The sequence below is a fragment of the Arthrobacter endolithicus genome, assembly GCF_026627425.1.
Lineage (GTDB): Bacteria > Actinomycetota > Actinomycetes > Actinomycetales > Micrococcaceae > Arthrobacter_M.
Genome location: NZ_JAPNLH010000034.1, coordinates 1 through 13,968, shown reverse-complemented (window position 1 = coordinate 13,968; position 13,968 = coordinate 1). Strand labels below are relative to the sequence as shown.

The following is a 13,968-nucleotide window of genomic DNA, read 5'->3' as shown; positions in this document are numbered from 1 at the left end:
GAGAAAACAAGCATGCGCCACATGCGATTATGTAGAAAGCCGACCAGAACAGATCAGCACGACGGCAACTCATTTCCCGGCCAGGACCACCTGGTTTCTGCATAACCGCGCGTTCTACATAGTGGCTCTTATGAAGAATTCTTCATAAGAGCCACAGCCCTGGCTCGACCGTCCACGGGCGGTGAACGCGGGCGTTTTGGGCCCGGTATCTCGACTTCAGCCCGGCCAGCACGTAGCGGGTAGTGCGGATTGAACCGGTGTAGCCCAAGGCGACGAGCTTTCCATGCACGACGTCTCCGCGGATCTTCACTCGTGACTGTTCGACCAGCGACTTCATCTGTGGCAGGTACGGGTCGGTGATCCTGCCACGCTTCCGGGCGGTCGGCGCTTGGGCGCCTTCTTCACGGGCTTTCACGTAGGAACGGACAGTATTGTGTGAAACGCCGCAGACCTCGGCGGCGCCACGGTAGGACTGGGTTAGATCAAAAGCAGCTAAAATTTCCATGAACTCTCCTGGAGACTTCATAACAAGCCCCTTCCTTCCCAAAATGGGTGAAATCGAAACGATTGGCATCGTCATTTCACCCCGAAGGAAGGGGCTCTCCTCGTATCGACACGAGGGATGGACAGGGGATTCCCAGCACGCCCCTCCGCAGATCCCGCGGCGAACCACTGGTCAAAACACTTGCAGCCATTGGTCAAAACCACTGCCGCGAACGGTCACTTCAAAATGCCGTCTACGGTCAGTTTAAAGTTGCAGCTAACAGCAAATCCGTCACTTATGTTGCTGAACCCATGAACACCCTTCTGGCCGTTCGGGTCGGGTCCATGGTCTGGAATCGGATCACGACCTCCACCGGCATGTGTATCCACCGGGGAGGAAAGGAAAGTCCGCAACACGTTCCTCGTCACCGGCCTCGGGAAAGATATGCCTATGAGAAGACCCATCTCTCCTTTGCCTCCGTCCCACTAGCGAAATCGGGCACGATGGATCCGGGCGCCCAGGCGGTCACCTCCGACGCCGGCAGCAGACTTGCCGGTAGGCGACCTTTACCAGACCTCGATGGCGTAAACCGACGACCCGACCCGCCGTTACCTGGCGGGGCCGCGTCAACGTACCCCACCACGGGGTATCGAACACCCCTCTTGAGATAATTGAGTGGAGGACTATCCCCTCAGCGAAAAAACTGACCTTTTCCACAACCGTCTTTTCCTCTATGCTCGCCTTGGCCAGCTGTCCACGACCCCTGACAGAGCTTCTACTCCGCGCAATAATCATGGCGGTCCGACGCGTCAAGCACGCAGGCCTCTGCCAGCGGCGGAGAACATAATGCGGACGACGAAACGATCGCCCAGATGATGTTGCCCCACCACGCCCAAGCCGTGGAAATGAGCGACATCATGTTCACCAAGAGCGGCATGGCTTCGAGGATCACTACCCTGGTACAACATCGTGACCGCACTAGGCCCGCAAATCGTCAAAAGGACCGGCTGGCTCACCGTCTGGGAATGAGGGCTGGACAGCCATTGTCTTTAAGCCGTGGGTCTATCCAAGATTTGGCTGAAATCGGACTTTTGAGTTTTTGGCGCGAAGGTGAAATCTGGCAGGTGACAGGACGTTGAGAATGTCAAAAACTCTTACCTGAAGAGTTCCACCCGGCTACATGAGTAATGGAGGAGTACGGATGCTAGGCCTATCCCAGCGCGGCAAGCACCGACATGGCCTCCTGAACGACATCCGTCACGGGGTAGGACGGCCGGTTAACGCCGGCCATCTCCTCCATGACGCGGACCACCTGGCAGCTGTAACCGAACTCGTTGTCGTACCAGACGTAGAGGATCAGGTTCGTGTCCGTGGTAACGGTGGCGAGGCCGTCCACAATACCGGTACGACGGGAACCGACGAAGTCGGTAGAGACGACCTCAGGTGAGTCAACGTAGTCGATCTGCTTGCGCAGGTCAGAGTGCAGCGACATCTCACGGAGGTAGTTGTTCACCGCCTCCTTGGTGGTTCCGTTTTCGAGGCTGAGGTTCAGGATCGCCAGTGACACGTCCGGAGTGGGTACCCGAATGGAGCTGCCCGTGAGCTTGCCCAGCAGTTCGGGCAGCGCCTTGGCCACTGCCTGGGCGGCACCGGTTTCGGTAATCACCATGTTCAGCGCGGCGGAGCGGCCGCGCCGGTCACCCTTGTGGAAGTTGTCGATCAGGTTCTGGTCATTGGTGAACGAATGGACAGTTTCCACGTGGCCGTGGATAACGCCGAACCTGTCATTGATGGCTTTTAGGACCGGAGTGATGGCGTTCGTAGTGCAGGACGCCGCGGACACGATCAGGTCCGTGTCCTCGATGGTGCCGTGGTTGATGCCGTGGACGATGTTCTTCAGCTGACCCTTGCCCGGAGCGGTCAGAAGTACCCGAGCAATACCCTTGCTCTGTAGGTGCTGGGACAGTCCTTCAGCGTCACGCCAACGGCCGGTGTTGTCCACCAACAGGGCATTCTTGATGCCGTAGGCGGGGTAGTCAATGGTGGCTGGGTTGTCCGAGTAGATGACCTGCACCTGAACCCCGTTGGCAGTGATGGTATTGGCATTCTCGTTGATCCTGATGGTGCCCTCGAAGGAACCGTGAACCGAGTCGCGGCGCAGCAGGCTTGCACGCTTGGCAAGGTCGTTGTCGGACCCGCGGCGGACCACAATGGCGCGCAGGCGCAGGCCATGGCCACCACCGTTCTTTTCGATAAGGAGGCGAGCCAGCAGCCGGCCGATGCGGCCGAAGCCGTAGAGCACGACGTCGGTGCTAGTGCTGCTGGTGCGGTCGCCACTCCCGCTCTTACCCACGATCTCAATGAGTTCGGCACGAAGGAATTCCTCAAGGGTGGCACCGTTGCCCTCTTCCTTAAACTTCTGGTTCAGGCGCGCGATGTCGATCGCGGCCGAGCCCAGCTTCAGCTGCGCCAATGTATTCAACAAAGGGGCAGTCTCCTCCAGCAGCAATTCCTCCTTACTGATCCGGCGAGCGAAGCGGTGCGCCTTGAGGATGTTCATAGTGGACACGTTGATCAAACTTCGGCCATGAATGCTGGTCACCACGTTGTTTTCGCGGTACAGCCGGCCGATCACCGGAATCATGGCCTCGGCGCGGGCCTCCCGGTCCATCCACGTATCAAGACTAGATTCTGAGTTCTGTAGCATCGGGCTGCCTTCCAAAAGGGTTCGGATTTGTTTGACGCACGCTGGACTTCCCTGGCTGCCCGCCCCGGAACCGTGATCAGTTTCCTGCTGGGCTGGAACGACCACGGCGGCGTCAGCCGAGTTATCGAGCGCAGAGCCCGTGTTTAAGGTAAGGGCAATGGTCCCAGCCTGTGCCTTGGTTGCGTTCTGGGCAGCTTTCACGACCTCTTGCCACGTCCCAGCAGCCTGGACGCAGTTGCCGGCTGCTCTTCGCCGATGACCGCGCTGGCAGGTGCAATCTCCCCCAAGACGAGGGAAACGTTGCTGGCAATGGTTTCCCCGGACAAATCCGAGGCGGGTTCGTTCATGACGCGGAAATTCACTTCTAGTCCTCCAGACGTGGGCCTGTCTTCCATCCTCCTATCATTTGCGGGTAGGGTAAACGCTAATTCGGGACGGCTCAAACTACTCTTTTTGGTAGCCCCTACATGGATTACCCCGTCGATCGTTACATAACGAGTCATTACGAACCATTGACTTGAACATCCGTTCATGTCACAGTATTCACATTGCAGTGACACGCATCACGTTGATGGACTGTCACTCGGATCTACCAGGGCACACCTCTTAGCAGTTTCCCCACCACAGAAACGGTAACGACCATGGCCACAACCACGCCTCAGCCCCCGCCACTGACGACCGGGGAAGCGATCGACTTTTGGCCAGGAAAGTCCATGGAGGCCATGGAGGGTGAATGGGGGCGACTGCGCTGCCGATTCATAAATTCCCACCCCAACGGCCCATGGGACGACTTCATACTCTCAGAGTGGGAGCTGAAGGCCTGTGCCTGGGAGGACTTTCACCCGCATAGCGAGACTGCTTTCGTACTGGAAGGCGAACTCCATATCGAGAGCGAAGGCAAGACTGTCATCCTGAAGCCGGGCGATTCCGCGCGTGTCAATCCCGGCCGGCTCGGCAGGTACTGGGCACCCGTCTACGCACGGATGGTCACCATTTATGGCCCCAACCCCGAAGGCCTCGAGTCGCACTCCTTCCAATACTCCGAAATCTGAGCCCTAATACATCCCCGTCAGGACTGGACACTCACATGCTCTACGCCCTAAACCAGGCTCAGAAGTGGTGCTGCCTGCATCCATGGTGAGTCTGGGCCCCCACTGGCTAGGAATTGAGGATGCATCGATCGTTGATCAGTAAAACAGGCTGAACAACTCGACAATTGAGTCTCCAGTGCAGTGAAACTTTATATCCGGATTCGAAGCTGGGATCAGCACGCTGATCTTGGCAGGGTTCATCGATCGCCTTGTACGTGCCTTTGGCAGGACGCCGGCACGACGCGGAAGACCTTGAACCGCATATGAGGTCGAATCGGTCCGCAATCAACCAAAAAACTAATATCGGCAGAAGTAGCTGATAGCCCACACGAAAGGAAAAGTAATGACTGAGAAGACAGTCTCCATCCCCGCCAGCCTTATCCGCGATGCAGAGAACGTTAAAGAGCTGGAGGATTGGGGTCCTTGTCCTGAAGCGACCGGACCGCAGATGGACACTCGCGGAATCTACATGTGGAAGGACGAGAACGGTGCCGAATCCGGCATTTGGGAATGCACTGCTGGGCCCTCTCGCTGGGTTCTTGAAACACACGAATTTCTTCATGTTCTTTCAGGGTCCATGACCATCACCGCCGATGGGGGCGAGGCTGAGTTCGTTGGGCCCGGAGACACGGTCTTCGTTCCCCGGGGTTGGAGCGGTAACTGGGAGATTCACGAAACACTGCGCAAGGTTTTCGTGATCTTCTAGCAGCGGCGAACACGGCCATTCCGATACGAATCCCCATCAGCTGCTCTCACAGATTTCAACAATAACGGCTATCAATAATGAACAGTCGTCACAAAGATATAAGTCAGACTTTCACAACCCTAATCAGCACAACACTACTTACAGGAGTAACCATGGAAACCCTCGTAGGAAAACTGAGTAAGGCCGGATCCATCCACAAGGTGGAACAAGGCTATATCGGACTGCCGTCGATGAACGTGCCTGGATGTGACGCCGCCATCGCTGACTCACTCACCAACCCTGGAGGGTCGGTTATGAGCTCCGGATTTTTCGAGCTGAGGGCCTCCGAACCTCTGGTGTACACGTACAGCTGCGACGAGATGAAGGTCGTCATCAAGGGTGAGTTCATCCTCACCGACCGGGCGACGGGGAAAGTCACACACGCGAAGGAGCGCGACGTGCTGTTCTTCCCTAAGGGAGCAGAAGTGACGTTTGAAACCCCCGACTACGGTCTAGGATTCTTCACCGCTCATGGCTCCATGTCGGCCTAGGGAACACCGCACGATCCGAATCCATACTGCAGCTGGCACCACTTAGATACCGGCTGCTCCCCGGGTAGGGGAGGCATCTGCCTCCCCTACCCGGGGCGCCACCTTTTGGTCCAATACGGGGGCCCCGATGCATACTCGCTCACCGGCTCAGGCAGCACCCCATCGGAATACACCATCTCGGTACTCCATGTCGAAGACAGCGCTAGCGGCTCTCTGGCCATGCATCAGCTCGTCATCGGTGATCGTGTTTATGTTTCGCGTCCCCACAATTACCTTTACCCCTGCGGCAACGGCTAGGCATCATCTGCTTGTTGCGGCGGGAGCCGAGGTAACTCAGGGGGGAGATGTTCCCTACCAGCACTTCGAGGGCCCCCAGTACAGGGATCTTCACCTGACCGACCAAGTAAAAGCCGAGAACACCACAATTATGTGCTGCGTTTCTCGCAACCTAGACCAAAAGTTGGAGTTGGAATTATGAGTATCATCGAAACCGACAAGACCCAAGAACCTGGCGCGTCCCCCGTCAAAATCATCGAGAACAATGTGCCCAAGGTTAATTGGCGCGTATTCACCATCGCGTCTATCGTCATCCTCGCTTTCACTATTTGGGCGATGGGGTTCCCCGCGAACGCGGATGACACCATGGCGGTTGTGACGTCTTGGGTCGCAGCGAACGTCGGCTGGGTGTACGTTGTGACCGTCACTGCAGTGATCGGTTTTGTGCTGTGGGTGGCGCTGTCCAAGGTGGGCTCGGTCCGGATGGGCCCAGATAATTCCCGTCCACAGTACAAACTCTTCACATGGGTGGCACAACTGTTCGCCGCCGGTGTGGGAATCGACATGCTGTTCTACTCCGTGACCGGACCCATCACCCAGTACATGCACCCCCCGGAGGGGACAGGCCAAACAGCGGCCGCAGCCCAAGACGCCGTGGTCTGGACCATGTTCCACTACGGGATCGCTGGCTGGGCCATGTATGCGCTTCTGGGCATGGCCATGGGGTATTTCGCCTACCGGTGGGGAACGCCGCTGTCGATCCGGGCAGTCTTGTATCCGTTGCTGGGCAAGCGCGTCAGGGGCGGCCTCGGCGACGCGATCGACGTCGTCACCCTCGTGGGTACCGTTTTCGGCGTGGCCACGGCCATGGGAATAGGCGTGGTGTTGCTGGACATCGGCTTCTCCTTAATTTTTGGTCTGGAGTCAGGCCTGGCCCTGCAGATCGCGCTGGTGGTAGTCGCCGTCGTGCTGACCATCGCCTCGTGCACCTCCGGCGTTGACAAAGGAATCCGCTGGGTCGCGGAGCTGAACATCTGGGCCGCTGCGGCCTTGCTGCTATACATCCTGGTGACCGGCCAGACCTCGTTCCTGCTCAACGCCCTGGTGGAGAACATTGGCCGCTTTGCCGTCACACTGCCCGGCCGCACGTTGCAGACGTTCGCGTATCAGTCGGGCGGTTCAGATTGGATGGCCGGCTGGACCCTGTTCTTCTGGGCCTTCTGGCTTGCCTGGGGTCCGTTCGTGGGTCTGTTCCTGGCACGTATCTCACGTGGCCGGACGTTGCGTGAGTTCGTTATCGCTGCCATAACCGCACCGGTGTTGTGTGATTTCCTGGTCGTGAGCATCTTCGGCAACAGCGCCATGCACGAGGTACTGAACGGCAACACGAAGTTCGCCGAATTGGCCATAGACAGTCCGGAACGGGGCTGGTATGCGCTACTCGAGATGTTTCCTGGAGGCGCTTTCTTGATCGGGTTAGGCACGTTGTCCGGCATGCTGTTCTACCTCACCAGCGCCAACTCCGGCGCCATGATGATGTCCAATTTCTCCTCCCGCATCACTAACGCAACCCAGGACGGGGCTAAATGGCTGCGAATCTTTTGGGCCATCCTCACCGCGCTGCTAACCATCGCGATGCTGGTAGCAGGCGGCGTGACCACCATGGAACACGCCACACTGATCTTCGCTTTGCCGGTGACGATCATCGCCTGGTTGGTCATGGCCTCCTTCACGAAAGCACTGCGGGTGGAGCGGGCCCAACGCGAGAGCCAGCTGCTGCGTCAACAGTCGAAGGCTGTGCACGGCAGCCACGGGCCAGACCGCACTTGGCGCCAGAGACTGACAGGGATACGGTCCTATCCCTCCAAAAATGAGTTAGCGAAGTTCATGGAACACACGGCCCAGCCAGCCCTAGCTGAGCTGGTCAACGAGTTTATTGAACAAGGTCACCAGGCAACTCTGGACGCTGTCCCGAGCCAATACACGGGTATCACCGATTACGCGCTGGTTGTCATCATTCCGGACCATCGCGACTTCCTCTATCAGGTTCAGGGCGTCGAAGCCCCGGTGCCGACGTTCGGTGGGCGGACGTTCCACGGAGCGGACTATTACTACCGCGCGGAGGTTTTCTCACCGACCGGCTCCGAGGGCTACGACTTGATGGGCGTAACGCAGCAGCAAATTATCGACGACGTCCTGGCCCGTTACGAAGGCCATCTGGGCTTTCTAACCTCCTTGGGTCAACACGACGGCTCTTCCGTACTCACCCCGCCGGTAACGTCAGCCACGGGTTCCACAGCGCGCAGGCGGCGGCGTTAAGGGGTGACCGGCCTAAGTCACGCAGGGACCTCTTTCGCGCTCCGGAATCCGGCAGCGGCCTAGACCACCAGGTCGCAAAACTTCGATGGGGAACAAATCCAGCTTCTCAGGGATTAGGCGCAAAAGTAGGCTCTCGAGGTGGCTTTCGCCGCCACCATAAACTTGGTGGCGGCGAATCCGTAGCCCAGCATGTACCTCTCCAGACGCGTCGTGTGCACGCCGTTCGAGTTGTCGCGCCTGCCACCTGATGAACCCCAAAGCGAGGAGCTTGTCATGCACGATGTCGCCGGGGTGTTCCAAAGGGCTGCCACACCCATGCGGCCATCTCGTGGCCGGCATGGTCGGTTCCCCGGCGGCGTTGCCGGGTCAAGGTCATTTGGGGCCCTTACAACCGGCACCTTCGCATACGAGCGCACAGTGTTGCGGTCAGCACGGCAAATAGACTGGGCAGGCCAGATCAATCCGGCAGTCAGGAAGCCACAAAGCACCCGGCCAGTGAAGACCGGGCAGCCGCAACCCTACGCACCGGTGGTAATTGAGGAGTTCATTAACATGCTGTGGAAAGTTAGTTGGCAGCGGCAGCGAGAGACTTCCCATAAACGGCCATCAGAAGGCACACGATTCCATGGCCGCCCCAGGGGCTCGGATCTCGTCAGTCCAGCTCTGGAAGTTTGATCCTCTATTGCTCGCGGGGTTGTACCAAACGCCTACTCCGTCATGAAATCGTGAAACGCTCTCGCCGAACCAAATTCGCTGCTTCGCCTGTGCCAGGAAGGAGCCCATGCCGCCCTTGCCGTTAAAGCCAGTAAAAAAGATCCTACAAATGGGACAGACAAAAGGCTGCAAAGAAGACGGTGCCCGTCAAGTGCCATGCCGTGGATCTGCCGTATGAAACAGGAAGTACCGAATACTTTTGCGCAGACTCCAGCCCCGCCGCCGCATCTGAACTGCAACATCCACCCGCTACAGAGTTACCGGCGACCACCTCCCGGGCAGCCACTTCGACCCAAGGCCAGTAAGCTGTCAGAACTCGGGGAATCGCACGACTACGCGAACCCATTAGCTAAGCACGCGGGAATCATTTTGCGAGCAGCCCGACATCCGGCACACGTTGGTCGTTCAAGGTGAAGAGGTTGAACGTTTCCCATGACCAAAGTAATAGTCATAATGTAAGGAAAATGCTCGTCGGGCCGAAACCGGGAGACTGGAGAGTGTGTTATGCGGGTATCCTCAGAAGAGCGAAAAGAACAGTTGATTTCAGCGACCGTTGAAATTATGCGTCGTGAGGGTGTTCAATCGGTAACTATTCGAGCTATAGCAAAAGAGGCTAATGCCCCCTTGGCTACGGCTCATTATTGCTTTAGCAATAAAGAAGAGCTCATGGAGGCTGCCGCCGAGGCTTGGTTTAGGAACCTGCGCCGCTTTTCCAGCGACGTCCCGGGGCATTTGGGACTTCGTAAGGCTGTGGAACAAGTGGCCGAAGGCTATTGGCGTGCACTGGAGGAAGAGCCCGCAAGCATACTTTCTGAGATCGAACTCATTCTTTGGGCAACACGCAATTCCGGTGTCAGCCCGCTGGCCGCGAAAATTTATCCCGCCTACGAAGTGGAGCTGGGCAATTTATTCTCCTCCGCAGCCAAAAGCAGTGGTGACGAGTGCCTCATAGGTTTCAATACGTTAGTAAGGTGCTTTCTTATGATCTACGACGGGGCGGCCATACAATGCATGACTGCCCCGGAGGCGATAGATTATCGCGCGCAGTTCTTTATGATGGTTGATGCACTTCTGATCAAGGCCGGCGTCTAAAATTCCTCTGTCACCACATTTTTGCCTCATGGCAATACCTCCCGACTGGTGAGTCGTTGCCTAATACGAACGTAAGGTAGGTCAGGCCACCTCCGGGGTGGTCAGGGTGACGTTATAGCCGAGGGCTGGCAGCCGGCAAATGGCGTCATTCTTGGTCGGTGTCAGGCCGTTTTTAGTGCAGAAGTCCTGGGTCGTGATAGCACTCGCCCTCGGCCAGGATGGCCCCCAGCCGGGACGACATGGGTACTGGGCCGCCACGACGGCCTCGTCCCCCGGCTGCCACCCCGCATGGATGTCCTCCTCGGCCGGAAGCAGCGGATGCTCCAGACCCATGAGGTTCCGGCAAAATCCGTCGCTCATACTACTTATACGTCTTGCCCGCGGAGCCGAGCTGCACGGCAGCCTCAACGATGCGAGCGGCCAGCCCCTTTTCGGCGGCGGCGCCCCAAACGCGGGGATCGTAGGTCTTCTTGTTGCCAACGTCGCCATCAATCTTCAGCACGCCGTCGTAGTTCGCGAACATGTGGCCAGCCACCGGGCGGGTGAACGCGTACTGGGTGTCGGTGTCGATGTTCATCTTGATGACCCCGTAGGAGACGGCGTCCTTGATTTCCTGTTCGGAGGAGCCGGAGCCACCGTGGAAGACGAGGTCAAACGGGCTGTTCTTGCCCAGCTTCGCGCCAACACGCGCCTGGATGTCCTTGAGGATCTCCGGGCGCAGTTTGACGTTGCCCGGCTTGTAGACTCCGTGCACATTGCCGAACGTCAGGGCCGTGATGTAGCGGCCGTTCTCGCCGGAGCCAAGCGCCTCCACCGTGGTCAGTCCATCGTCCACCGTGGAGTACAGCTTGTCGTTGATGGCGTTCTCTACGCCATCTTCCTCGCCTCCGACAGCACCAATCTCCACCTCAAGAATGATGTGCGCGGCGGATGTTCGGGCCAGTAGTTCGCGGCCGATACGGAGGTTTTCCTCCAGGGTCTCGACGGAGCCGTCCCACATGTGCGAGTTGAAGATTGGATCGCGGCCGGCCTTGACCTCGGCCTCCGAAGCCGCCAACAACGGGAGGACAAAGCCGTCCAGTTTGTCCTTCGGGCAGTGGTCGGTGTGCAGAGCGACGTTAACAGGGCAATTCCTGGCAACTTCGCGGGCGAACGCGGCGAAGCTGAGCGAACCGGCCACCATGTCCTTCACTCCAGCGCCGGACCAGTAGGCCGCACCGCCGGTGGAAACCTGGATGATGCCGTCGGAGCTGGCGTCGGCGAAGCCCTGGAGCGTTGCATTGAGCGTCTGCGAGGAGGTGACATTGACCGCCGGGTAGGCGAATCCGCCAGCCTTGGCGCGGTCTATCATTTCGGCGTATTTGTCCGGTGTTGCAATGGGCATTGAAAGCTCCTTGGGCTGAGTGTCTTCTATTGGTCTTTTCCTGCTGGTCAGGGCATTTTCTGACTTCCGCTGGGTTTTCAGCCGAACAGGAAGGCTGCTTCTTCGTAGCGTTGAACGGGGACGAGCTTCGGCCTGTGAGTGGCTTCTGCGATGCTCACGGAGACGATTTCGGTTCCTCGCAAGGCGACCATGCTGCCCCAGTGCTCTTGCATGGCAAGATCTACGGCTGCCATGCCGAGGCGCGTTGCCAATACGCGGTCATATGAACTGGGTACACCTCCGCGCTGCGCGAATCCAAGGGCCGTAGCGCGGGATTCGATGCCGGCATGGGCCTCGATCATGGGAGCGAGGATGTCTGCTATTCCGCCAAATCGGGGGCGCTCAAATGAATCGAGTCCCTTGTGGGAGTGGGCTTCGGTCATGCCTTCGAGCACAAATCCTTCCGCCACAACGATAACGGGGGCTCTCCCCCGGTGCCGTACGGAATTGACCCACTCGCATATCTGAGCGATCGAGCGGGGATGCTCTGGAATGAGGATTGCGTGTGCACCGGCAGCCATGCCGGCATGAAGGGCAATCCAGCCAGCGTTGCGGCCCATGACTTCCACAACGATGCAGCGCTGGTGAGATTCCGCCGTTGTGCGAATGCGGTCCACCGCTTCTGTGGCGATCTCCACTGCGGTATTGAAGCCAAACGAGTAATCAGTCGCTTCGAGGTCATTGTCGATTGTTTTGGGCACGCCTACCACAGGCAATCCCGCTTCCGCGAGCCTCCGGGCTGCCGTCAGGGTGCCCTCTCCACCGACTGCGAGTATCGCGTCGATACGGTGCTCTTTGATCACGCGCGAGATATTCTCTGGGCCTCCGCGCGGTCCCTCGAATGGGTTGGTCCGAGATGAGCCAAGGATTGTCCCGCCCTGCTTGGATAAACCCCGGACACTAGTCCGGTCAAGGTGCATGAGATCGGCGTTGACGACTCCTCGCCAACCGTACTTGAAACCAACGAATTCGTTGCCTGGGACGCGACTGCTCTTCAGTACTGCCCCCCGGATGACCGCGTTCAGCCCTGGACAGTCGCCGCCCGAGGTGAGAATGCCAATCCTCATCTGATTCCTTACCTTTCTGGGTGCATTGAAGGCCGGTAGGGTTGAGCCCCTGCTCTCGGCCTGCGACAATCCACTCCCTACTTGACGAGCCCGCGCCGAACGCTGAGTCAAGCGCCAAGTTACTCGGCAGCTTCGCCTGTGGCCTCGTAGCTGGCGATCTTGCCGATGCGGCGCTCGTGGCGCTCGGCGTTGCTAAACGGTTCGGCCAGGAACGCCTCTATCAGTTCGGTGGCCTCCTCGACGGTGTGCTGGCGCCCGCCCACGGCCACGACGTTGGCATCGTTGTGTTCGCGGGCCAGTTTGGCGGTGTCGAGGTTCCAGGCTAAGGCCGCGCGCACGCCTTTGACCTTGTTCGCGGAGATCTGCTCGCCGTTGCCCGAGCCGCCCAGCACTATCCCGAGGGCGTCTACGCCCGCTGCTTGGTCGGCCACGACGGCGGACGCGGCCTTGATGCAGAATGCCGGGTAGTCGTCCTCGGCATCGTAAGTCGCAGGCCCGTGGTCGACCATCTCGTAGCCCTTGGCTGACAGTGCGGTAATTAGGTGGGAGCTGAGCTCCATGCCGGCGTGGTCGGTGGCGATGTGAACGCGCATGAGTTGTCCTTCAGGCTTGTTGGGGTGCAATTTTAGTGGGGTGCAGCGTTGGTGGGGGTGAAGGCGAGCTGGCCCTTCGCGCGCAATGACTCGATGGCGTCCGCCGGCGACGGCCTTCCGTAAACGGCCGATCCGGCCACAAAGACGTTGGCCCCGGCCTCCGCAGCACGAATGATGGTTTCCTCCGTGATGCCGCCGTCGACCTGGATGGCCACGTCCACCCCCGAGCCCTCGATCGCCGCGCGGGCCCGGCGGATCTTGGGCAGCATGACGTCCAGGAAGGACTGGCCGCCAAAGCCCGGCTCCACCGTCATGATCAACAGCAAGTCCAGTTCCGGGAGCATGTCCAAGTAAGGTTCCACCGGGGTGGCCGGCCGCAGGGCCATGCCCGCCTTGGACCCGCGCGCGCGAAGTTCGCGGGCGAGTTTGATGGGGGCGTCAGACGCCTCGACGTGGAACGTCACCGAGGACAGGCCTGCATCGGCGAACTGCGGCGCCCAGCGGTCCACATTGGCGATCATCAGGTGCGCGTCCAACGGCACAGGGCTGACCTTTTGCAGCCGTTCCACCACGGGCAGACCGATGGTCAGATTCGGCACGAAGTGGTTGTCCATGACGTCCACGTGCACGGCATCGGCGTTGGCGATGCGGGCCAACTCAGCCTCGAGGTTGACGAAGTCGGCCGAGAGGATGCTGGGGTTGATGCAGCACTTCTGGTGTGACATGGGCATGGTGTCTGCCTTTCGGTAGCGGTCAGAATTTGCGGAACAGTGCCAAGGACATGATGTTCGGGTGTAAGCGAGGAACCGCCCATGCCGCGTAGGACTATGCGGGTGGGGCCCTGGGTCTGGAATTGCGCCTGCGGCTCGTTGTTTTTGGTTGAGGGGGTTTAGTGGGTTGGGTTGTTTTCCCGGGCGGTGGTGAGGGCGTTTTCGACGTCGGTGAGGAGTTCTTTCCAGCTGGTTA

The 13,968-nt window shown here is 58.9% G+C and carries 13 protein-coding genes; 5 read left to right on the top strand and 8 right to left on the bottom strand.

Annotated features, from left to right (window positions below; all coding sequences use genetic code 11):
• Window positions 1-142: 142 nt before the first annotated feature.
• From OS914_RS17550 to OS914_RS17540, 3 genes are all read right to left on the bottom strand, one after another.
• Window positions 143-505: a hypothetical protein gene (locus OS914_RS17550; protein ID WP_267547349.1), complete on the bottom strand. Its 363-nt coding sequence runs from the start codon at window positions 503-505 to the stop codon at window positions 143-145.
• 1,189 nt (window positions 506-1,694) lie between these two features.
• Window positions 1,695-3,191: a glyceraldehyde-3-phosphate dehydrogenase gene (locus tag OS914_RS17545; protein ID WP_267547348.1), complete on the bottom strand. Its 1,497-nt coding sequence runs from the start codon at window positions 3,189-3,191 to the stop codon at window positions 1,695-1,697.
• Window positions 3,192-3,388: 197 nt separating this feature from the next.
• On the bottom strand, window positions 3,389-3,538 hold the full coding sequence (locus OS914_RS17540; protein WP_267547347.1) for a hypothetical protein: 150 nt from the start codon (window positions 3,536-3,538) through the stop codon (window positions 3,389-3,391).
• A 294-nt stretch (window positions 3,539-3,832) separates the two neighbouring features.
• On the opposite strand from OS914_RS17540, the gene OS914_RS17535 reads away from it, so the two are divergent.
• The 5 genes from OS914_RS17535 to OS914_RS17515 all read left to right on the top strand — a co-directional run bounded on the left by OS914_RS17535 (window position 3,833) and on the right by OS914_RS17515 (window position 9,919).
• Entirely contained in the window at window positions 3,833-4,243 is a 411-nt protein-coding gene (locus OS914_RS17535; protein ID WP_267547346.1) for a cupin domain-containing protein, read from the top strand.
• Window positions 4,244-4,625: 382 nt separating this feature from the next.
• Window positions 4,626-4,988 carry a cupin domain-containing protein gene (locus OS914_RS17530; protein WP_267547345.1) on the top strand — a complete coding sequence of 121 codons (363 nt, stop codon included), beginning with the start codon at window positions 4,626-4,628 and terminating at the stop codon, window positions 4,986-4,988.
• Window positions 4,989-5,140: 152 nt separating this feature from the next.
• Window positions 5,141-5,518 (top strand): cupin domain-containing protein, encoded by a 378-nt coding sequence (locus OS914_RS17525; RefSeq protein ID WP_267547344.1) that lies wholly within the window; start codon window positions 5,141-5,143, stop codon window positions 5,516-5,518.
• A 474-nt stretch (window positions 5,519-5,992) separates the two neighbouring features.
• On the top strand, window positions 5,993-8,113 hold the full coding sequence (betT, locus tag OS914_RS17520) for a choline BCCT transporter BetT (protein WP_267547343.1): 2,121 nt from the start codon (window positions 5,993-5,995) through the stop codon (window positions 8,111-8,113).
• 1,218 nt (window positions 8,114-9,331) lie between these two features.
• Complete coding sequence (locus OS914_RS17515) at window positions 9,332-9,919, top strand: TetR/AcrR family transcriptional regulator (RefSeq protein WP_267547342.1); 588 nt, start codon at window positions 9,332-9,334, stop codon at window positions 9,917-9,919.
• A gap of 81 nt (window positions 9,920-10,000) precedes the next feature.
• Here the strand turns inward: OS914_RS17515 and OS914_RS17510 are convergent, their stop codons facing one another.
• The 5 genes from OS914_RS17510 to rpe form a co-directional block, all read right to left on the bottom strand.
• Window positions 10,001-10,279 carry a hypothetical protein gene (locus tag OS914_RS17510; RefSeq protein WP_267547341.1) on the bottom strand — a complete coding sequence of 93 codons (279 nt, stop codon included), beginning with the start codon at window positions 10,277-10,279 and terminating at the stop codon, window positions 10,001-10,003.
• Window position 10,280: 1 nt separating this feature from the next.
• Complete coding sequence (gene fbaA, locus OS914_RS17505; protein ID WP_267547340.1) at window positions 10,281-11,303, bottom strand: class II fructose-bisphosphate aldolase; 1,023 nt, start codon at window positions 11,301-11,303, stop codon at window positions 10,281-10,283.
• A gap of 77 nt (window positions 11,304-11,380) precedes the next feature.
• Window positions 11,381-12,409, bottom strand: a complete 1,029-nt coding sequence (locus OS914_RS17500; protein ID WP_267547339.1) for an ATP-dependent 6-phosphofructokinase — start codon at window positions 12,407-12,409, stop codon at window positions 11,381-11,383.
• A gap of 119 nt (window positions 12,410-12,528) precedes the next feature.
• Entirely contained in the window at window positions 12,529-13,002 is a 474-nt protein-coding gene (locus OS914_RS17495; protein ID WP_267547338.1) for a ribose-5-phosphate isomerase, read from the bottom strand.
• Window positions 13,003-13,034: 32 nt separating this feature from the next.
• The gene (gene rpe, locus OS914_RS17490) at window positions 13,035-13,733 is read right to left on the bottom strand and encodes a ribulose-phosphate 3-epimerase (RefSeq protein WP_267547337.1); all 699 of its coding nucleotides are present in this window, start codon (window positions 13,731-13,733) and stop codon (window positions 13,035-13,037) included.
• Window positions 13,734-13,968: the final 235 nt, after the last annotated feature.